General features: G+C 68.1%; 19 protein-coding genes. 10 read left to right on the top strand and 9 right to left on the bottom strand.

All coding sequences use genetic code 11. The features are described from left to right. Window positions 1-30: 30 nt before the first annotated feature. Genes UAA55_RS07910 through UAA55_RS07935 form a run of 6 tightly spaced genes read right to left on the bottom strand, consistent with a single transcriptional unit; the run spans window position 31 to window position 4,470 of the window. Window positions 31-855, bottom strand: coding sequence for a cupin domain-containing protein (locus tag UAA55_RS07910; RefSeq protein WP_322952136.1), 825 nt, complete (start codon window positions 853-855; stop codon window positions 31-33). 26 nt (window positions 856-881) lie between these two features. After that, window positions 882-1,187: a hypothetical protein gene (locus tag UAA55_RS07915; RefSeq protein ID WP_088875686.1), complete on the bottom strand. Its 306-nt coding sequence runs from the start codon at window positions 1,185-1,187 to the stop codon at window positions 882-884. Then, window positions 1,184-1,351, bottom strand: a complete 168-nt coding sequence (locus UAA55_RS07920; protein WP_322952137.1) for a hypothetical protein — start codon at window positions 1,349-1,351, stop codon at window positions 1,184-1,186. The genes UAA55_RS07915 and UAA55_RS07920 overlap by 4 nt, the downstream gene beginning before the upstream one ends. After that, complete coding sequence (locus tag UAA55_RS07925; protein ID WP_322952138.1) at window positions 1,348-2,232, bottom strand: class I SAM-dependent methyltransferase; 885 nt, start codon at window positions 2,230-2,232, stop codon at window positions 1,348-1,350. Before UAA55_RS07925 ends, UAA55_RS07920 begins: the two co-directional genes overlap by 4 nt. Window positions 2,233-2,281: 49 nt before the next feature. After that, the gene (locus tag UAA55_RS07930; RefSeq protein ID WP_322952139.1) at window positions 2,282-3,169 is read right to left on the bottom strand and encodes a hypothetical protein; all 888 of its coding nucleotides are present in this window, start codon (window positions 3,167-3,169) and stop codon (window positions 2,282-2,284) included. A gap of 2 nt (window positions 3,170-3,171) precedes the next feature. Beyond that, window positions 3,172-4,470 (bottom strand): MFS transporter, encoded by a 1,299-nt coding sequence (locus UAA55_RS07935; protein WP_322952140.1) that lies wholly within the window; start codon window positions 4,468-4,470, stop codon window positions 3,172-3,174. A 197-nt stretch (window positions 4,471-4,667) separates the two neighbouring features. Here UAA55_RS07935 and UAA55_RS07940 point away from each other — a divergent pair, with 197 nt between their 5' ends. The 5 genes from UAA55_RS07940 to UAA55_RS07960 all read left to right on the top strand — a co-directional run bounded on the left by UAA55_RS07940 (window position 4,668) and on the right by UAA55_RS07960 (window position 11,779). Next, window positions 4,668-5,564, top strand: a complete 897-nt coding sequence (locus UAA55_RS07940) for a LysR substrate-binding domain-containing protein (protein WP_322952141.1) — start codon at window positions 4,668-4,670, stop codon at window positions 5,562-5,564. 801 nt (window positions 5,565-6,365) lie between these two features. Then, complete coding sequence (locus UAA55_RS07945; protein WP_322952142.1) at window positions 6,366-9,476, top strand: TonB-dependent receptor; 3,111 nt, start codon at window positions 6,366-6,368, stop codon at window positions 9,474-9,476. A 281-nt stretch (window positions 9,477-9,757) separates the two neighbouring features. Beyond that, window positions 9,758-10,831: a LacI family DNA-binding transcriptional regulator gene (locus UAA55_RS07950; protein ID WP_322952143.1), complete on the top strand. Its 1,074-nt coding sequence runs from the start codon at window positions 9,758-9,760 to the stop codon at window positions 10,829-10,831. Window positions 10,832-10,902: 71 nt separating this feature from the next. Further along, entirely contained in the window at window positions 10,903-11,289 is a 387-nt protein-coding gene (locus UAA55_RS07955; protein WP_322952144.1) for an ArsR/SmtB family transcription factor, read from the top strand. Next, window positions 11,273-11,779, top strand: a complete 507-nt coding sequence (locus UAA55_RS07960; protein ID WP_322952145.1) for an SRPBCC family protein — start codon at window positions 11,273-11,275, stop codon at window positions 11,777-11,779. Before UAA55_RS07955 ends, UAA55_RS07960 begins: the two co-directional genes overlap by 17 nt. On the opposite strand, the gene UAA55_RS07965 is transcribed toward UAA55_RS07960, so the two are convergent. Genes UAA55_RS07965 through UAA55_RS07975 form a run of 3 tightly spaced genes read right to left on the bottom strand, consistent with a single transcriptional unit; the run spans window position 11,776 to window position 14,230 of the window. Further along, a complete protein-coding gene (locus UAA55_RS07965) occupies window positions 11,776-12,465 on the bottom strand; it encodes an ABC transporter ATP-binding protein (RefSeq protein WP_322952146.1) in 690 nt (229 codons plus the stop codon). The two genes, UAA55_RS07960 and UAA55_RS07965, sit on opposite strands and share 4 nt — an antisense overlap. Then, window positions 12,462-13,217, bottom strand: a complete 756-nt coding sequence (locus tag UAA55_RS07970) for an ABC transporter permease (protein ID WP_322952147.1) — start codon at window positions 13,215-13,217, stop codon at window positions 12,462-12,464. Before UAA55_RS07970 ends, UAA55_RS07965 begins: the two co-directional genes overlap by 4 nt. An 8-nt stretch (window positions 13,218-13,225) precedes the next feature. Further along, entirely contained in the window at window positions 13,226-14,230 is a 1,005-nt protein-coding gene (locus UAA55_RS07975; RefSeq protein WP_322952148.1) for an ABC transporter substrate-binding protein, read from the bottom strand. A 237-nt stretch (window positions 14,231-14,467) separates the two neighbouring features. Here UAA55_RS07975 and UAA55_RS07980 point away from each other — a divergent pair, with 237 nt between their 5' ends. From UAA55_RS07980 to UAA55_RS08000, 5 genes are read left to right on the top strand one after another with little or no spacing between them, the layout of a single operon-like run. Further along, entirely contained in the window at window positions 14,468-15,742 is a 1,275-nt protein-coding gene (locus UAA55_RS07980; RefSeq protein WP_322952149.1) for an ABC transporter substrate-binding protein, read from the top strand. Next, on the top strand, window positions 15,727-16,695 hold the full coding sequence (locus UAA55_RS07985) for a PQQ-dependent catabolism-associated beta-propeller protein (protein ID WP_322952150.1): 969 nt from the start codon (window positions 15,727-15,729) through the stop codon (window positions 16,693-16,695). Before UAA55_RS07980 ends, UAA55_RS07985 begins: the two co-directional genes overlap by 16 nt. Continuing rightward, window positions 16,692-17,444 carry an ABC transporter ATP-binding protein gene (locus UAA55_RS07990; RefSeq protein ID WP_322952151.1) on the top strand — a complete coding sequence of 251 codons (753 nt, stop codon included), beginning with the start codon at window positions 16,692-16,694 and terminating at the stop codon, window positions 17,442-17,444. The genes UAA55_RS07985 and UAA55_RS07990 overlap by 4 nt, the downstream gene beginning before the upstream one ends. Beyond that, the gene (locus UAA55_RS07995) at window positions 17,441-18,247 is read left to right on the top strand and encodes an ABC transporter permease (RefSeq protein ID WP_322952152.1); all 807 of its coding nucleotides are present in this window, start codon (window positions 17,441-17,443) and stop codon (window positions 18,245-18,247) included. The genes UAA55_RS07990 and UAA55_RS07995 overlap by 4 nt, the downstream gene beginning before the upstream one ends. Beyond that, window positions 18,244-18,888, top strand: coding sequence for a hypothetical protein (locus UAA55_RS08000; RefSeq protein ID WP_322952153.1), 645 nt, complete (start codon window positions 18,244-18,246; stop codon window positions 18,886-18,888). Before UAA55_RS07995 ends, UAA55_RS08000 begins: the two co-directional genes overlap by 4 nt. Window positions 18,889-18,961: the final 73 nt, after the last annotated feature.

Raw genomic sequence — 18,961 nt, forward strand, 5'->3', positions numbered from 1 at the left:
TGAAGGTGAGGGGCGTGCCCGCCCTCGCTCTCACCAGGCTGTTGGGTTGGCCGGCATTTCGCCGCGGTAGGCCTCCATATCCGGGGGCAACACCGGGTCGTAGGCCGGCCACCATTGGAAGGGCCGTTCCGCCTGGACGTAGTTCGTCGTCAGCGGGCCGCCCTTGGTGCGGAAGAAGTAAAGGTTGCCTGTCAGGGTGCCGTAAGGGCCGTGCGGCGCCTCCGGCGGCCGCCAGAAATAGGCGCCGGGCCGCATGACGCCGCGGTTGCCGTGCACCTCGCCGCTCAGCAGGTACATCTCCTCGACGGTGGGGTGAACCTCCGACCGTTCGGCCCAGCGCACCGGCAGGGTGCCCAGCAACCAGGAGACGTCGCCGGTGACCGGGTCCTTGTAGAGCATCTTGCGCCCCGCGCCCGGCGGGAACTCCGGATGGAAGTTGCCGGTGTAAGGCACCTGGTAGCCGTCCAGCCGCACCACCAGGCGGGCGGGATCGTAGTCGGTGACCGGGACCGCCTGGTCAGGCGCCGCCGACAGGAAGGTCAGGACCACGGCGCCGCCGGGGCTGGCCAGTTCACCCCGCTCATACCCGGCGGGCAGGTGGGCGTAGGCCAGGTGGCCGTACTCCTGGCCGGCCATCGTCAGCGTGCCATCCAGGACCAGGAACTCCTCGTCCACCACGAGGCGGGACGCCGGGGCGGTGAAGCCGGCGGGATACCGGACCAGCATGCTGACGGCACCCGTGGCGTCGTCATGGCTCAGGACCTTGGCCTCGACGCCGTCACGCAGGCCCCACAGGGTGTGGGGTTGCCAGGGAATGTATTGGGCTTGAATGAATTCGATCCAGGAACGCGCCAAGATTCAGGCTCCTAACTGCAATGAAATCAACGGGGGGCCGGGACTTCGCCCCGCAACGGTGCTTTGGGGTCGTCGCTTTCGCTCAAGATCCGCATCAGCTTGCGCATGGACACCTCCAGCTCGGCCCGCGACCGGGCCAGCACGGCGGCGTCCTCGGCCAGGGCGTCCGCCTGGCCCGGGGCGATGACGCCCACCCGGGCCAGCACCGTTTCCAGGGCCAGGCGCCGCGTGCGCTCGATGTGCAGCTGGGACGCCAGTTCGAACACCAGACCGGTCAGGCGTTCCGCGTCGGGCGCCATGGGCGGCAAGGGGGGATAGCTTCGGTCGGTCATTGCGGCTTCTCCGCTTCCAGCACGGCCCAGGGGAAATGCCACTCGGCACGGGTGGGCCAGGACAGGTCGGGCAGGCGGCCGGCCCCCCGTTCGTCGAAGGCCACCCAGCGGGCGTTCACCAGGCCGGCGGCGGCGGCCATGGCCGGTAGGTCGGCGGCGATCATGGGCGGCAGGAAGGGCTCGTTGTTACGGGCGCCGTGTTCCACCATGGCCAGGTCGCGCAGGCCGTCGCCGGTACGCTGGAAATCCAGGAAGCGCAGCACGCCGCCGGGGGCCAGCAGGCGCGACGCCTCCGTGAATACCGCCGGCAGCACGTCGACCGGCACCTCATGCACGAACATGGTGGAGGTGACGAGGTCGGCGCTCCCCCCTCCAGCCCGGTGGCCACCGCGTCGGCCTGACGGAAGCGGACGGCCAGCTTGCGCTCGCTGGCCCGGCGGGCGGCCAGGTCCACGCAGGGCAGCGCCAGGTCCACGCCGATGACCTCGGCCTCCGGATACGCCTGCTTCAGCGGCCAGGCGGACTTGCCGAAGCCGCAGCCGAGATCGACCATGCGGCGATAGGACCGCTTGGGCAGCGCGGTTTCCACGAACAGGCGGTGGAAGGCGTAGTCGTCATTCTCCCCCAGCATCACCAGCCGGGCACCCAGTTCATAGACCCGGCCGGCCAGGTCGTGCGACCACACCCCGCCCGGCTGCACGTGGATGTCCCAGTCGGTGTACCAGTCCGGCAGCACCAGGTCGGGATCCACCTCCACCGTGGCCGGCCCGTCGGGCCCCGGCGGCAACGCGCCCTGGCGGACCACCGCGTCGGATACCGCCCGCCACAGCATCTTCTGCGACCCGCGCTCCAACCAAGAGAACCACGGGTAGGTGGCCAGCCCATGCACCAGCGGCGCCAGGCTTTCGGGGTCGTTCACCGGCACCGGCGATGGCGCCGCGGCATCGAAGTCGGCCCGCAGGCGGGGATAGACCGTTCCGGCCCAATGCCGCCGCAGGCTCAGCACGAAATCCAGAGCAGCCCTGTCCTCAATGGCCAAAGCCATGATACTGCCTCCATGTCTTTATTGGCTTTTTGCTTGCTCTCGGCGTCGGTCACGGTGGACCGACGAACTCGATCCATTCGCCGGCGGCACCTTGGAGACAGGCGCTGGTGCCACCGCCGGGCAACAGCGCCGCGTGGGTCCGCAGGCCAGCGAAGACGCGCGGGTCATCCACGCTGAAACTGACCATCGCCATGCCGGGCGGCAGCTCGCCGGGGGCGGCTTCCCGCGGCTGGGTCACGGCCGGATAAGCGTCCAGTTCGATCAGGGTGCCGCGCGGCAGCTTGACCAGGCCGTGGGCATGCTCCGTCTCCGGCGGCAGGCCGTTGGCCCAGGAAATCACCTGCACCCGCGTCGACACCGGCGGATCGATGGCGTTGGCGAAGCCGGCGTAGGTGGCGAACAGCGCGCCCAGGTCAGGCCCGCCGGCGACCACGATGAAGACATGGCCGACGAAGGCGGCGGCCTGCGCCAGATCCAGTCCGCTGCCCGGGCCCACCTGGGTGAGGTACAGGCACTCCCCCGCCGGCCCCAGGACCTGCATGGCGCGGATCATGGGGAAACGCTGCAGGCTCTTGGGCGGGCCGATGACGCGGAACGCCGATCCCTCCAGCCGGGCGGCCAGCGCGTCCACATCCTGGACCACGATCTCCGTGGCATTCCAGCCGTGGGTGGTCAGCGCCTGCCAGCCGGCCGCCGCCGGACTTTCCACGAAGCGCAGCCAGGCCGGCGTGCCACAGGCCGGGGCCAGGGTCAGGTAGCGCCGCCCCGCCATGGCCGGCGCCCCCCACGCCGCCGCCGTGTCCGCCGGCAGGATGCCCTCATCCACCGGCTGGTAACCCAGCACGGAACCGTAGGCCGCCCGGATCACCGCCAGGTCCGGCACCACATGGGTGACGGCCCGGATGGTCCCCAGCAGGGGCGCCCCGCCCTCGGTCATGCTCAATCCCCCTTCGCGATCATCTTTTCCACCGCCACCACACCGGCGCGGTAGGCGGGCATGCCCAGGGACAGGACGGTCAGCGCCGTCACACCGATCACCAGGGCCTCGATGCTCATGGCCCAGCCCAGCCGAGCCGGGTCGCCGAACAGGTCGGTCATCCACCCCACCGGCGGCGGGCCGATCAGCTGGCCGGAAATGCTGATCACCAGGTAGTAGACGGCGGTGGCCTGCGACTTGATCTGCCCGGGGGCGATCAGGGTCAGGGACGCCGGGCCCGCGGCGGCAGCCATGGCTTGGCCGACGAAGGCGAAGAACAGGGCGGCGATGGCCAACGGGGCCGATGGCATCATGGGATAGGCGGCGAAACCCGGAACCGCGATCAGCAACCCCACCAGCAGGGCGCGCAGCGTCGCGTCCTTGCGCCCCAGGCGGATCCAGCGGTTGGTCAGCCAGATCCCCAGGCCGGTGCCCAGGGGGCCGCCGGTCAGGAACAGGATGCCGGTGGCGATGCCCATGTCCCGGACGTTCCAGCCGAAACTGCGCTGGAACAGGGTGGCGTTCCAGAACGCCAGCGACCCCATGGTGACGCAGGCGGCCGAGCCGACGAACAGCACCCCGAAGGTGCGCCACCGCTTCAGGATGAAGCGCAGCGCCTGGGCGATGGACGCCTGCCCGCCTTGCAGGCCGCTGTCGGCGTCCACCGCCCGGTCCTGGCGCTCAGGCTCGGCGAAGGTGAACATCAGCAGGGCCAGCGCCAGGCCCGGCAGGCCGACGATCAGGAAACTCAGCTGCCAGGCGCGCAACTCGCCCAGCAAGGGCACGGTCATCACCGGCAGGCCGGCGATGGCATGGACCAGGGGGCCGCCCAGCAGGAAGGCGACGCCCGCCCCCAGGAAGGTGCCCGACATGAAGACGCTGAGCGCCCGGGCCCGCCGCTGGCGGGGAAACCGGTCGCTGACCAGCGACACGGCGCACGGGGCGATCGCGGCCTCCCCCAGCCCCACGCCCAGGCGGGCGGCGAACAGGGCCGGGAAACCCTGGGCCAGGCTGGCGGCGGCCGTCATGCCGCACCAGATGGTGATGCCGGCGGCCAGGATGCGGCGCCGGCTGAACCGGTCCGCCATCCAGCCCATGGGCAGGCCCATGAGCACGTAGAACACGCCGAACGCCGGCCCCAGCAGCAACCCCACCTGGAAATCGCTCAACCCCAGATCGGTCTTGATCGGGGCGATCAGCAGGCTGGGCAAAAAGCGATCAATGTAAGAGACGACCTGCCCTGCTGTGAGCAGGATTACCATGTACCAGCCCGATCGGAGCGCTGTGCGAACCTTGCCAGCACAGGACCCAACTGCCTTCCCGTTTATGAAAGCACCGTTCATTCCCCGTGCTCCCCATTTGTTAGCCCTACGGTTAAGGAAATGTCGCGTGATGACAAACGATATGATCTGACCCTATATGTGAATAGTTCTCACAATATGAGGCTGGGGCCGCGCCGATGCAGACTCTTCCGTCCATCCAGACCTTGCGGGCCCTGGACTCCGCCGCCACCCACGGCAGCTATTCCGCGGCGGCGGATGAGCTGGGCCTGACGCACGGCGCCATCAGCCACCGCATCCGGGAATTGGAGGAGCGGCTGGGCATCCCGCTGTTCCGCCGGGTCGGCCGCGGCATGGCCCCGACCCGTGAGGCCGTTACCATCATCGCCCATGTGCGCCAGGCCTTGGCGATCCTGGAGCGCGCCTTTCCCAACCGCCGTCACGTCAATGGCGGCCGGCTGGTCGTCAGCATCCATCCGGCCCTGGCCACGCGCTGGCTGCTGCCTCGGCTGCGCGGCTTCACCCAGATCATGCCCCAGGTGTCGGTGGAAATCCGCTCCACCGCCGACCTGGAGGAGTTCCTGGTGCCGGGCATCGACCTGGCCATCCGCTACGGCGCTGGCGACTGGCCCAATTCCGTCAGCCAGCGCCTGGGGGGCGAGGTGCTGTTCCCCGTCTGCTCCCCCGAGTATCGCGACCGCCTGGGCATAGAGACGCCGGAGGACCTGGCGCGCTGCACCATCCTGCGCCACGGCTGGCAGAGCTGGTCGGCCTGGCTGCGCGTGGCCGGCCTGCGCCTGCAGGAACCGACGGCGGGGCTGACCCTGTCCGACAGCTCCATGCTGATCGAGGTGGCCAGCAGCGGCCAGGGCGTGGCGCTGGCCGGCAGCCTGATGGTGCAGGAGGAGATCCGCCGGGGGCGCCTGGTGCGCCTGTTCGACATCCAGGCGGAGGACATCTACGGCTATTACCTGGTGTGGCTGGCCGGCACGGCCCTGAGCGCCAGCGCCCTCGCCTTCCGCTCCTGGGTCACCGACTGCTTCAACAACACCCAGGCGGACATCGCCGCCCTGTAAAACTACTTATCGGATCTAAAGTGGAACGGCCTCCTTTGGCTTCCCCTTGAGTTGGCGATAGACCATTGAGACCCCGAGCAGCGGCGGCGAGCCCCCGGGCTCCGGCGCCTGGGCCCCATGTCACAACCAACAGTTGGAAGATGGCGGCACCGGCAGACGCCCCAGTCGCCCTGACACGCCGAGGGCCGCGCATAAATTATCCCCGCACCCTCCCCGCACGGCCGGAAATTCCCCAGCAATTTCAACGGTTGGCCACTTTATGTGATGGAAGTTTGGCCATTTGGTGCGTTGGATGGCCACTTTATGTGTTGGGGGACATAAACATTAAGAAAAGCAAAAAATAGAAATGATTTGACAACGCTGTCAACGCAACTATTAATAACAGGACTGACATCCGGCAGGCCTCCGGATGTCGCCTGTGGTCTAGCGGCAGGCGACATGACGGGGAGATTTTATCAAGAACATCCCGCCGAATGCCGGTAAGGCTGAGCCTAAGCCTAAGTAAGAAACAAATATATCTCGGGAGGATAGAGACATGAGCGCGCAAGAAATCCGCCAACCCTGTCATGGACACACTCACTACAGTTAGCACTGGTTGACCTTCCCGGTAACGGGAGGGAAAGGGCGCGGCCGACTGTCAGATCGGCATGCCCTTATTCCAGTATCAGGTAAATCCGTCGCGACCGGACAGCAGCGCTGCGCCGTTCCCTGGCGCGCACCCTAAACCATGGGTTGCGCGAAGGGGCTGGGCCAGCGGCCGGGCCCGCGCACCCACGATTATCCCGCAGGGAGGGAACTCGCATGTACGGAGAGTTGAAGACGTTGCGGCGGCTGTTGATGGGCGCCGCCTCTTGCGCCGCCTTGGCCGCCACCCTGGCCGCGCCCGCCGCTTTCGCCCAAAGCACACAGCCGGCGGCCCCCGACCCGCAGGCCGCCACGCCCGCCGACCAGAACGGCGGCGTGCAGGAGATCATCGTCACCGGCTTCCGCAAGTCGCTGGCCGACGCGCTGGAAAACAAGCGCCAATCGAACCTGATCATCGAGTCCGTCACGGCCGAAGACATGGGCAAGATGCCCGACCAGGACATCGCGGAATCGCTGCAGCGCCTGTCGGGCGTGCAGATCGACCGCGACAACGGCCAAGGCACCCGCGTGCGCATCCGCGGCCTGAGCCAGAACGTCACGGTGCTGAACGACGAGCCCTTCCTGTCGGGCCTGGAGGCCTACGCCACCGGTGAAGGCTCGGGCGGCGGCGGCAACACCGCCACCAACTCCTTGGAAGCCATCCCATCCGACCTGATCGCCGGCGTGGACGTCTACAAGTCGCCCCAGGCCAGCCTGGTCGAAGGCGGCATGGGCGGCATCATCAACCTGAAGACCCGCTCGGCCCTGGACACCCCGCAGGGCTGGACCGTGGGCGGCAACTTCCGCATGACCACGGGCGAGCACGCCCGCATGGAAGACTGGACCCCCATCGGCGCCATCGTCGGCACCTACAATTTCAACAACAAGATCGGCGTCACGGCGGCGTTCTCCTACTCCGAGACCGACACCCACACCGACATGATGCAGGGCCAGAACCGCAGCGGCTGGGCCATCGAGCCGGCGGCCGGCACCTCATCCAACCCCATGGCGACCATCCCGCAGAAGTACATCTCGCCCGAACTCCTGTACTTCACCGATCGCGACACCGACCGCACCCGCATCAGCGGCCAGCTGGGTATCGACTACGCCGTCACCGACAGCCTGACCCTGAACGCCGACTGGCTGCATTCCACCTACGACATCCTGACCCAGGAAGCGTCGAATAAGCTGTGGTTCAATTCCAACGGCCTGGGCTTGGGCATCGACCCCAGCCAGCCCTACAGCATCGACAGCAACGGCGTCATCAAGTCCGCCACCATCCGCGCCCTGGGCGCTGAAGGCGACAGCAACGTGCAGAACGTCCACCTCACGGCGGACAACTTCCACTTCGGCGGCAAGTGGGACAATGGCGGGCCGTTCCGCGCCAAGTTCAAGGTCGCCTACGCCACCTCGGAATACAATTCCGACAGCGCGCAGCAGGACATCGAGTATTCGCAGTACAACGCCGCCCAGCCCTGCGCCACCAGCCCCAACGGCTATTGCAACGCCCCGCTGAACCCCTCGGCACCCGGCGGCAGCAGCCCCATCAGCCACGGCCCGGCCTATTCCTTCAACTACGTCAACAACGGCACCCTGCCGTCGGTATCGTACAACGCGCCCTACGCCGACCTGATCAGCAACCCCAACAACGCCGTCTTCAAGTCGGCCTGGGCGTGGAACATCCACTCCAAGGACGATTTGTGGTCCGGCCATGCCGATGGCGAGTACGACGCCGATTTCATCAAGGCGATCAAGACCACCTTCACCGCCGGCGTGCGCTACACCGACGACAAGATCAATTACAGCCTGTCCCACTATGAGCTGGACAAGTCCTCGGCCGGCCAGACCGGCTACTGCAGCAACGGCACCTGCTATGGCACCTATGGGTACTATATGGACCCGGCCATCCTGAACGAGGGCATGACCAACGCCGCCACCGGCGCCTCCGCCGGCGGCAACTTCGTGGGCGCCACCGGCGCCGTCTCGCAGACACCGCCGGTCATTCCCGCCCAGACGGCGCTGTCGGCCCCCAACCGGGCGCAGTTGGTCACCAACTTCTTCCCCACCGGCAACGCGGGCAGCAGCATCCTGGTGCAGAACCTGTCCCAGATGCAGAACCCGGTGCAGTGGCTGCAGGGCAACTTCCCGCAGTTCCCGGGCAAGATGGTGCGCGACCCCATCAACTCCTTCGTCATCGAAAGCCAGCGCGTCTCCGGCTACGCCATGGCCGACATGGGCGGCAAGGAGGACCGCTTCCACCTGAACATCGGCGCCCGCATCGTCGACACGGTGCAGAAGGTGACGGCCGGCGCCCTACCCGCCAATCCCATCTACATCTCCGACAAATCCTGGGATGGCTCCAACGCCATCACCAACCCCGACGTCATCACGGCGGAACGGCATTACACCGATGTCCTGCCCAGCATGAACCTGGTGCTGGACGTGGCGCCGGACCAGAAGGTCCGCTTCTCCGCCGCCCGCGTCATGTCGCCGCCCAGCCCTTACCAGCTGGGCACCGGCGCGCAGTACAACTTCACCCGTGAGACCAACACGGCCGGCAAGCAGGGCTTCGCCTTCGTGGGCGGCAGCGGCGGCAATCCCAACCTGGACCCCTTCCGCGCCACGCAGATCGACATCGGCTACGAATGGTATTTCGGTGAACAGGGCGCCCTGACGTTCGGCGGCTTCTACAAGTCCATCGACACCTTCATCCAGACGCAGACCACCTCCATCACCGTTATGGACGATTTCGGCGGCAGCACCGCCGGCTTCACCGCCCCCAGCAACGGCGCCGGCGGCAGCATCAAGGGCTTCGAAATCGGGGCGCAGTACGCCTTCGACTTCGGGGTGGGCTTCAACGCCAACTACACCTACTCGCTGTCCACCTCGTCCACCCACACCGACTTCGCCCAGGACCTGCCCATCCCCGGCGTGTCGCTGCACGCCCTGACGGCGCAGACCTACTATCAGAAGGGCGGCCTGGAAGCCCGCCTGTCCTACAGCTGGCGGTCCAGCGCCGTGAACGGCGACGCCATCGGCTCCACCTTCGCCATCCTGGACGCCACCACCAACAAGTCGGTGACCTACGGCGTGTTCAGCCGGCCCTACGGCCAGCTGGACGCCCAGATCGCCTATCAGTTCACGCCTGAGTTCGGCATCACCTTCGAGGCCATCAACCTGACCGATGAGTTTCAGGAGACCTACCTGCAGTTCAAGAACCAGCCCTTCACCTACGTGAACGCGGGTCGCCGCTTCATGCTGGGCGGCCGGTTCAAGTTCGGCGGCTGATGCCCATCGCCTGTGGGGGGCGGTTCGGCGGCGACGCCGGGCCGGATCCCGCAGAAATCAGGGGTCCTGTCAGTACCTGCGTTCCGAAGGGCCCCTGATACCGGGGGGCGGCCGGGTTTGGTCGTTCCCTCGGGCCTTCTTCTTGATCTCCCTTCTTCGCGCATACCCTCTCCCCGGGGACTATGCGCCCACTCCGGGCGGCATGATTGCAATCGTGCCGCCCTTTCTTTTTGTGCCATTACAGGGGTAGTGACAGCTGGTGCCGAGGGGAGCGATGCCACATGGGGAATGACGCCCGGAAACCGACGATCATCGACGTCGCCCGCAAATCCGGGGTTTCCATCAAGACCGTGTCGCGTGTGCTGAACGGCGAGCCTTACGTCAACCGTGCCACCTTGGACAAGGTGATGAAGGCCATCCATGACCTGGGCTACCACCCCAACATGTCGGCGCGCACGCTGGCCGGCAAACGATCCTATCTGCTGGGTCACCTTTACGGCGATCCCGCCGGCCCCTACACCATGGAAATCCAGGTGGGATTGCTGAACCGCTGCCGCGCGCGCGGCTACCACCTGCTGATCGAGGAGATCGACTATCGCGGGCAGGATGTGGAGCGGCGGGTGCGCGCCGTGCTGGACTGGCTGCGCCCCGACGGCGTGGTGCTGACCGCCCCCATCACCGATGAGCCGCGCGTGCTGTCCGTTCTGACGGAAAGCGGCATACCCTTGGTACGGGTGACGGCGGAAAGCGGGGGCGACACCTTCTCCTCCGTCTGGATCGATGAACGGCAGGCGGCGGCCGCCCTGACCCGCCATCTGCTGTCGCTGGGCCATCGCCGCATCGGCCTGATCAAGGGACCCGCCAACCACGGCGCCACCGACCGCCGCCACCTGGGTTATCGCGACGCGCTGGCGGAGCTGGGCATCGCCGAGGACCCGGCCCTGATCGAGCACGGCGCCTTCACCTTCCCCTCCGCCCTGCCCTGCGCCGAGCGGCTGCTGAGTTTGCCGGAGCCGCCCACCGCCATCTTCGCCTGCAATGACGAGATGGCGGCCGCCGTCATCGTCGTGGCCCAGGCGCGGGGCCTGAGTTTGCCCGACGACCTGTCAGTGGCCGGCTTCGACGATTGCCCCATCGCCAGCATGACCTGGCCGCCCTTGACGACCGTGCGCCAGCCCATGCGCAAGCTGGGGGAGGAGGCGGCGGATTTGCTGATCTCCCGCCTCATGGAACGCCCGCGCGGCGACGCCACCGTGCCCCACCGGCTGGTATCGCATGACTTGGTGGTGCGGGCCTCCACCGCCCGGCCAAAAGCGCAGAACCCGGCGCGCCGCCGCGCCAAGAAGGCGGGCTAGGACCAGCCGCGTCGGCAGCCGGCTCCACGGGTGAATGATCGTTCAGGCGATGAGGTTCGGAACGCTTGCGTATGCTGTGCGCCGGCCGTACACTGAACCATATGGTTCAGTATTTAAATCCCCCCCTCGACCTCTCATTCGCGGCGCTGTCCGATGCGACCCGCCGCGGGATCATCGATCAGCTTGGCTGCGGGGACGCGTCGATCACCAGTCTCGCCGATCAGTTCCGGATGACGCTGACCGGCATGAAGAAGCACATCCAGGTTCTGGAGCGGGCGGGGCTGGTCATCACGCGGAAGGTCGGACGGGTGAGGACCTGCGCGCTGGGGAAGCGGGGCCTCACGGCGGAGGCCGAGTGGATCGAGGCGCATCGCAAGCTCTTCGAGGCCCGCTTCGATGCCTTGGACGACATCATCAGTGAAATGAAACGGGAGGAAAGCGATGACTCAGCACGTTGACAGTGCAGGTGGTGTGCGGAATCCCACGTCCGTCGAGCGCAGGGGCGATCGCGAACTCGTCGTGACGCGGACATTCGACGCGCCACCGAGCATGGTCTTCAAGGCGTGGAGCCAGCCGGCGCTGTTCCAGCGCTGGTGGGTGCCGAAATCAGTCTCCGGCATTTCACTCGTCTCATGCGAAATGGATGTCCGTACCGGCGGAAAGTATCGGCTGGAATTCGCCGCCGGCGGTTCGGACACCATGGCCTTCCACGGCAAGTATCTCGAGGTGGTGCCGAACGACCGCATCGTCTGGACCAACGACGAGGGTGACGAGGGCGCGGTCACGACCGTGACCTTCAAGGACCTGGGCGGGAAGACGCTGCTGACTTTCCACGAAGCCTATCCATCCAAAGAGGCGCTTGAGGAAGCGCTGCAGGGCTCGGCGGCCGCATTGCCGGAGCAGCTGGAGCAGCTCGGCGAATTGCTTTCCAGCATGGGCGGGATCTAACGGGCCAAGTCGCGCAGAACCGCCACGGTCGCCGCCGCCAGGGTGGGATCGGCGCGGACCCCGGACGGCACCGCCTGGTCGAACAGCAGGCGGGCGGGACCGGGGGACAGGACCAGCACCCGGTGGGCCAGGGCCACCGCCTCCGCCAGGTCGTGGGTCACCAGCAGGGTGGGCACCGGCCGGCGCAGGAGGTATTCCGCCAGAACGGCGCGGGCCAGACGCTGGTTGCCTTCGTCCAGGGAGGCGAAGGGCTCGTCCAGCAGCAGGGCCTGGGCATCCACCGCCAGGGCGCGGGCCAGCGCCAGGCGCCGCGCCATGCCCAGGGACAGCTGCGCCGCCCAGACGTCCGCCTTGGCGGCCAGGCCCAGCCGCTCCAGCAGGCGTTCGCCCTCCGCCCCATCGGCGCCGGCCAGGGCCAGGTTCTGCCGCACGGTGCGCCAGGGCAGCAGGCGCGGCTGCTGGAAGACGACACCCAACCGGGGACCCGCCCCCTCCCCGCTCCACCGCACCGTGCCCACGACCTCGCGGTCCAGCCCGGCCGCCAGGCGCAGCAGGGTGCTCTTGCCGCAGCCGGAGGGGCCGACGACGGCCACCACCTCGCCCGCGTCCACGCTGAAGGCCAGACCGCCCAGCACCGGCCGGCCGGACAGGCGTTTTTCGCGGATGTCGACGGTCAGCCGGGTCATGACGCCTTCCACCGCGCGGCCCGCCGTTCCAGCGGTTGCAGGGCCACCCATTCGATGACCTGGACGATGAGGATGAAGGCCAGGGCGTAGGCCAGGATGCGGGCCACGTCGAACAGCTGGAAATAGACCTGGATCTGGAAACCGACGCCGTCGCTGCGGCCTAGCAGTTCCACCACCAGCACGATCTTCCAGATCAGCGCCAAACCCGACCGCGTGGCGGCGAAGAGGTAGGGCTGCAGCTGCGGCAGCACGATGTGGCGCAACGTGGCGGCACGGCCAAAGCGGAAAGCGCGTCCCATCTCCAGCAATTCCCCATCCAGGGCGCGCACACCCTCGCGTACCATGACGGCGGTGGTGGGCAGCTTGTTCAGCGCCACCGCCGTGACGGCCGCCGCCTCCGTCAGGCCGAACCAGACATAGAGCAGGACGATCAGCACCAGGGCCGGCAGGTTCAGCAGCAGCAGCAGCGCGCTGTCCAGCCACAGGTCCACCGTCCGCCACCAGCCCATGGCCAGGCCCAGCGCCGTGCCCGCCCCCATGGCCAGCAGGAAGGACACGGCCACCCGGGCCAGGGTAATGCCGACATGGTGGGGCAAGGCGCCCGACGCCGTCTCCCGCGCCATGGTGGCCAGCACGGTGGAGGCCGGGGGCGCCAGGGGGCTGGCCGCCAGCCGCCCCGCCACCTCCCACACCAGCAGCAGGACCAGGACGGACAGGGCGCGCACCAGCCAGGCCTGGCGTCCAGTCGTCAAGCCCCGACCTACCAAGATTGCGCCGCCTGCCAGAAGGTGCCAGCCGGCAGCGTGTCGCCACCGCCGCCCACCAGCGCCGGTTCGCCCACCAAGGCCAGCACCTGGTACAGCTGGGCGGCGGCCTCTTGTTCCGCCGGCCCCCAATGGCGGGGAATGCCGCGCCGGTACCAGTCGCGCAAGGCGTCGAACTCCGCATCGCTGCCCGCGTCGGCCAAGGGGCGCAGCTTGGGCCATTCCACCTCATCCTTGACCAGCAGGTCGCGCGCCTGGCGGCTGGCGGCGATGAAGCCCTCCAGCACGGCGCCATTGGCCTTGGCCCAGCGGTCGGAGAAGACATAGCCCACCATGGGCGGCGTGCCCTGGACGCCCAGCCCGGTCACCGCGTCCTCAACCGTCAGCAGGCGGCGTTGCCCGGCCGCCTGACCCTTGGCGGCGAAGGGCCAGTAGGTCAGCAGGGCGTCCAGCCGGCCGGCCGCCAGCGCATTGGCCAGCAGGGGCGGCGCGCCGAAGGTCTTCTCCGCCGCCTTGTCCAGGTCGATGCCGACCTGGCGTTGGGCATAGGCGCGCAGGATCAGCCAGTTCTTGTCCAGCGGCCCACCGGCGACGCCCAGGTGGCGGCCGGGCAGATCGGGCACCGTCGCCACCGGCCCTCGGGCCGGCGCCATCAGCGCGCCGGCGGAATTGGAAAAGGGGATGAAGGTCCAGTCCGCCCCCGATGCCCGCTGCCGCGCCACCCACAGCCAATCGACGGCGATGGTGTCCACCTGCCCCGCCTGCAACGCCACCTGCGTGGCCTGGCCGGTGGCGAATTCCTGGGGGGCGAGGGCCAAGCCATGGGCTGTGTCCAGCCCATGGCGCCGGATGACGTCCAATTCCCACGACACCGTGCCGTAACGCAGCACGCCCACCCGCAAGGCCGGCGCGCCGGCGCCATGGGCCTTGAGAGGCCGCAACCCGGCCGCGAAACCCGTGGCCACCAAGCGGCCCAGCAGGCGGCGGCGTGTCATGGTCATGGGGGGCATCCTCCGCGCCCGGCCGGGGCGCCGGACCCAGACTGGTCTCTGGGCTTGTTCCTGGTTTTACCAGCCATTATCGGGCCGCCGGCTTCGCCCCTGTCAACCCGGCCCCTCTACGACTATAGAATGAGGCAGCACGCTGATTTTTGGCCCTGATTTCCTATGGCGGCCCCGGATGGCACGGGCCATTATCGACCGGCGGTCCCTGGTCTGACACTCAAGGAGACGGCGGAGATGCCCAACCGCCGCCATGGCCTGACAGGCATGTATCTCATAGGCGTGTTCCTGTCCGGCCTGCTGGCGGCCGGACAGGTGGCGTATGCGGCGCCACCGGCCAAGGCGTCGGACGCCAAGACGCCCGCCGCCGCGCCCAAGCCGGAGGCGAAACCCGATCCGGTCGCCAACATCGCCTACCTCGCCCTGGTGCAGAAACGGGTGCTGCCCTTGAGCTTCCTGGACCAGCCGCCGGAGGATGACGGCGTGCAGGGCGCGCGGCTGGCCTTGGCGGACAACACCACCACCGGCCGCTTCATCCACCAGGCCTATCACCTGGAAGAAGCGCTGGAGCCCGACGCCGACGCCGTGGTGGCGGCCTTCAAAAGGCTGTCGGGCCAAGGCTATCGCGCCTTCGTCACCGATGTGCCCGCCGACCTGCTGCTGCGTCTGGCCGATTTGCCGGAGGCGAAGGATGCCACCCTGCTGGACGCCACCAGCACCGACGACGTCCTGCGGGGGGCGCAGTGCCGGCGCAACGTGTTGCACCTGCTGCCCAGCCGGGCCATGCTGGCCGACGCGCTGATGCAGTACCTGACCATCAAGAACTGGCGCGACATCCTGCTGGTGGCGGGCCCCAACCCCGAGGACAAGCTGTACGCCGACGCGCTGCGCAAATCGGCGCGCAAGTTCCGCCTGAGGATCGTGGCGGACAAGCCCTGGACCTACGACCCGGGCGCCCGCCGCACCGACACCGGCCATTACGCCATCGGGGCGGAGGTGGCACGCTTCACCCAAGGTCTCAAGTACGACGTGCTGGTGGTGGCGGATGAGGGCGACAATTTCGGCGACGAGCTGGGGTATCGCGCCACCGACCCCAGGCCCGTGGCCGGCACCCAGGGGCTGGTGCCCACCGCCTGGGCCCGCCCCTTCGAGCAATGGGGCGCCACCCAGCTGCAGGCCCGTTTCCTGAAACAGGCCAACCGCTGGATGACAGAGCGGGACTACGGCGCCTGGATGGCCGTGCGCGCCCTGGGCGAGGCAGCCACCCGGGGTGGCAGCGTGGACGGGGCGGCCATGACCGCCTATCTGCGCAAGCCTGAATTCGAACTGGCCGCCTTCAAGGGCGCACGGCTCAGCTTCCGCGCCTGGGACGGGCAACTACGGCAGCCGGTGCTGCTGGCCGACGCGCGGTCGCTGGTGTCCGTCTCGCCCCAGCCGGGCTTCCTGCACGAGACATCGGAACTGGACACGCTGGGTCCCGACCAGCCGGAGACGACATGCCATCCAAAGTGAAATGCGCAGCACTGCTGGCCACCCTGCTGGCCAGCACACCGGCTCTGGCGGAGCGGCTGCTGGTGTCCAATGAGAAGGACAACACCATCACGGTGGTGGACGCCGGCACCCTGGCCGTCATCAAGACGGTCAAGGTGGGCGCCCGGCCGCGCGGCATCACCCTGTCCAAGGACGGCAAGGCGCTCTACATCTGCACCAGCGACGCCGACCACATCGAGGTGCTGGACCTGGCCAGCCTCACGGTCAGCCGCACCCTGCCCAGCGGCCCCGACCCGGAGCTGTTCACCCTCAGCCCCGACGGCAAGACGCTTTACGTCTCCAACGAGAACGACAACATGGTGTCGGTGCTGGACATCGCGGCGGGCCGCATCGTCACCGAGATCCCGGTGGGTGTGGAACCGGAGGGCATGGGCATCAGCCCGGACGGCGAGATCCTGGTGAACACGTCCGAGACCACCAGCATGGCCCATTTCATCGACACGCGGAGCCATGAGGTGCTGGCCAACGTGCTGGTGGGCAGCCGGCCGCGCGTGGCGCAGTGGAGCAAGGACGGGTCGCTGGTGTGGGTGTCGGCCGAGGTGGGCGGCACCGTCAGCGTCATCGACGCCGTCCAGCGCAAGGTCATCCAGACCATCCACTTCGACATTCCGGGGGTGCCTAAGGAATCCATCCAGCCGGTGGGCATCCAGCTGACCGCCGACGGCAACACCGCCTTCGTGGCCCTGGGCCCCGCCAACCGCGTCGCCGTCATCGACACCCGCAGCTATCAGGTCAAGAAGTACCTACTGGTGGGCCAGCGGGTGTGGAACCTGGCCTTCTCCGGCGACGGCAAGCGGTTGTACACGACCAACGGCGTCAGCAACGACCTGTCGGTCATCGACGTGGACGCGCTGAAGGTGGTGAAGTCGGTGCCGGTGGGCCGCCTGCCCTGGGGCGTGGTGGTGGCGCCGTGACGCCAGCCCCCCAAGTCACCACGGCGGCGCTTGACGTCTCCGGCCTCAGCCACGCCTTCGGCCCCCGCCAGGCCTTGCGCGACGTGGGCTTCAGCCTGGACCCCGGCGACTTCACCGTGCTGCTGGGCCTGAATGGTGCCGGCAAGACCACCCTGTTCGCCCTGGTGACCCGCCTGTACCACAGCCGCCAGGGCCGCATCGCCGTCTTCGGCCATGACATCCGCCGCCAACCTTCCGCCGCCCTGGCCGCCATGGGCGTGGTGTTCCAGCAACCCACCCTGGACCTGGACCTGACGGTGCGGCAGAACCTGGCCTATCACGCCAGCCTGCATGGCCTGGCCGGTTCCCGCGCCCGCACCCGCATCGAGGAGGAGCTGGAGCGCGTAGGTTTGGCCGACCGGCGGAACGCCCGCGTGCGCCAGCTGTCCGGCGGCCAGCGGCGGCGGGTGGAGTTGGCCCGCGCCCTGGTGCACGACCCGGCCCTGCTGCTGCTGGACGAGCCCACCGTGGGCCTGGACATCGAAAGCCGCCGCTTCCTGATCGACCATGTCCGCCACCTGTGCCGCAGCCGGGACATGGCCGTGCTGTGGGCCACCCACCTGATCGATGAGGCCGACGACACCGCCAAGGTCATCGTGCTGCACCAAGGCCAGGTGCTGGACCAGGGACCCGTCCCCCAGGTGGCCGCCCGTGCCGGCGCCGCCACCCTGCGCGCCGCCTTCGACACCCTGACGGGGGCGGCGAGATGACCCCGATCCATTATGCCCGCTGCCTGGGCGGCATCGTGAAGCGCGAGGCTTTGCGCTGGACACAGCAGCGCGGCCGCTTCTTCTCGGCATTGGTGCGGCCGTTGGTGTGGCTGGCCATCTTCGCGGCCGGATTCCACTTCGTCCTGGGCGTCTCCATCATCCCGCCCTATGAAACCTACATCCCGTACGAGGTCTATATCGCCCCGGGCTTGCTGGCCATGATCCAGCTGTTCAACGGGATGCAAAGCTCGCTTTCCATGGTTTACGATCGGGAAATGGGCAGCATGAAGACCCTGCTGATCAGCCCTTTCCCCCGCTGGTTCCTGCTGACGGCCAAGCTGCTGGCCAGCGTGGTGGTGTCGGTGGTGCAGGCCTACATCTTCCTTGGCATCGCCTGGTTCTGGGAGATCGATCCGCCGCCGCTGGGCTACCTCTCGGTGCTGCCGGCCCTGATCCTGTCGGGCCTGATGCTGGGCGCCCTCGGTCTGGTGCTGTCGTCCTTCATCCGCCAGTTGGAGAACTTCGCCGGGGTGATGAACTTCGTCATCTTCCCCATGTTCTTCGCCTCCTCCGCCCTTTATCCCCTGTGGCGGGTGAAGGAAAGCAGCCTGACGCTCTACTGGATCTGCCAGGCCAACCCCTTCACCCACGCCACGGAGCTGATCCGCTTCGCGTTGTATGGGCAGATGACGCCGCTGTCCGCCGGCGTGGTGGCGGGGGCCACGCTGCTGTTCATGATCCTGGCGGTCTGGGGCTATGATCCCGGCCGCGGCCTGCTGGCCCGGCGCGGCGGCGGCGAATGAGGAAGGGTACGTCCATGCGCCTGGTGCTGAGCCTCGCCCTCATCCTGGCGGCGACCGCCGCCCTCGCCGCGCCGCCTCCGCCCGTGGGTCAAGCCACTCCCGACTGGCCCTGCCACCAGCGCCTGGTGCCGCAACTGACCGGCGCCACCTACTGGGGCGGCCCACCCCTGCCGGAGCATGTGGACTGGCGCGCCGACAAGCGGGTGGCCGCCGTCGTGCAGGCCACCGCCCCGCGCGAGGTCCCGGCGGATGAGGGCGAGAAGGCCTTGACCCGCTTCGCCGACCAGGTGCCCAGGGGGCGGCGGGCCGCCGTCTACCCCAAGGTCTTCGCCGGCATCGTCGAGGAGATCAACAGCCAGCGCGGGGGCGTCATCACCCGCATCCAGGATCTGGCGCGCCGCCAGCGCGACATGGGTGACCTGGTGTCCAAGGCCACCACCGAGCTGCAGGCCATCCCGGCCGAGACCACCGATCCGGACAAGCTGCAGCAGCGGGCCGAGATCGTGCAGCGCCGGGGTTACCTCATCCGTAATTTCGAGGAGGTGGAGCGCACCCTGCGCTACACCTGCGAGGTGCCGGTGGATCTGGAGGCGCGCCTGGGCACCTACGCCCGGGTGCTCATGGACCGCCTGCAACCCTGATGGGCTGCCCTGGCGTTTTTCCATTCCCTGCAATGATCGACATGTTATAATGGCCCAACCTCAAGTTAAGAAG

This window comes from Nitrospirillum guanabarense, from assembly GCF_034653355.1.
In the GTDB taxonomy this organism is placed as follows: Bacteria; Pseudomonadota; Alphaproteobacteria; order Azospirillales; family Azospirillaceae; genus Nitrospirillum.

Excerpts from the sequence above, each read along its gene's own strand:
- UAA55_RS07935 (WP_322952140.1), bottom strand. The coding sequence starts at position 4,470 with ATGGTAATCCTGCTCACAGCAGGGCAGGTCGTCTCTTACATTGATCGC.
- UAA55_RS07920 (WP_322952137.1), bottom strand. The coding sequence starts at position 1,351 with ATGATCGCCGCCGACCTACCGGCCATGGCCGCCGCCGCCGGCCTGGTG.
- UAA55_RS07930 (WP_322952139.1), bottom strand. The coding sequence starts at position 3,169 with ATGACCGAGGGCGGGGCGCCCCTGCTGGGGACCATCCGGGCCGTCACC.
- UAA55_RS07955 (WP_322952144.1), top strand. The coding sequence starts at position 10,903 with ATGCTGTGCGCCGGCCGTACACTGAACCATATGGTTCAGTATTTAAAT.
- UAA55_RS07940 (WP_322952141.1), top strand. The coding sequence starts at position 4,668 with ATGCAGACTCTTCCGTCCATCCAGACCTTGCGGGCCCTGGACTCCGCC.
- UAA55_RS07965 (WP_322952146.1), bottom strand. The coding sequence starts at position 12,465 with ATGACCCGGCTGACCGTCGACATCCGCGAAAAACGCCTGTCCGGCCGG.
- UAA55_RS07980 (WP_322952149.1), top strand. The coding sequence starts at position 14,468 with ATGCCCAACCGCCGCCATGGCCTGACAGGCATGTATCTCATAGGCGTG.
- UAA55_RS07925 (WP_322952138.1), bottom strand. The coding sequence starts at position 2,232 with ATGGCTTTGGCCATTGAGGACAGGGCTGCTCTGGATTTCGTGCTGAGC.
- UAA55_RS07950 (WP_322952143.1), top strand. The coding sequence starts at position 9,758 with ATGGGGAATGACGCCCGGAAACCGACGATCATCGACGTCGCCCGCAAA.
- UAA55_RS07995 (WP_322952152.1), top strand. The coding sequence starts at position 17,441 with ATGACCCCGATCCATTATGCCCGCTGCCTGGGCGGCATCGTGAAGCGC.
- UAA55_RS08000 (WP_322952153.1), top strand. The coding sequence starts at position 18,244 with ATGAGGAAGGGTACGTCCATGCGCCTGGTGCTGAGCCTCGCCCTCATC.
- UAA55_RS07945 (WP_322952142.1), top strand. The coding sequence starts at position 6,366 with ATGTACGGAGAGTTGAAGACGTTGCGGCGGCTGTTGATGGGCGCCGCC.
- UAA55_RS07985 (WP_322952150.1), top strand. The coding sequence starts at position 15,727 with ATGCCATCCAAAGTGAAATGCGCAGCACTGCTGGCCACCCTGCTGGCC.
- UAA55_RS07975 (WP_322952148.1), bottom strand. The coding sequence starts at position 14,230 with ATGACCATGACACGCCGCCGCCTGCTGGGCCGCTTGGTGGCCACGGGT.
- UAA55_RS07915 (WP_088875686.1), bottom strand. The coding sequence starts at position 1,187 with ATGACCGACCGAAGCTATCCCCCCTTGCCGCCCATGGCGCCCGACGCG.
- UAA55_RS07960 (WP_322952145.1), top strand. The coding sequence starts at position 11,273 with ATGACTCAGCACGTTGACAGTGCAGGTGGTGTGCGGAATCCCACGTCC.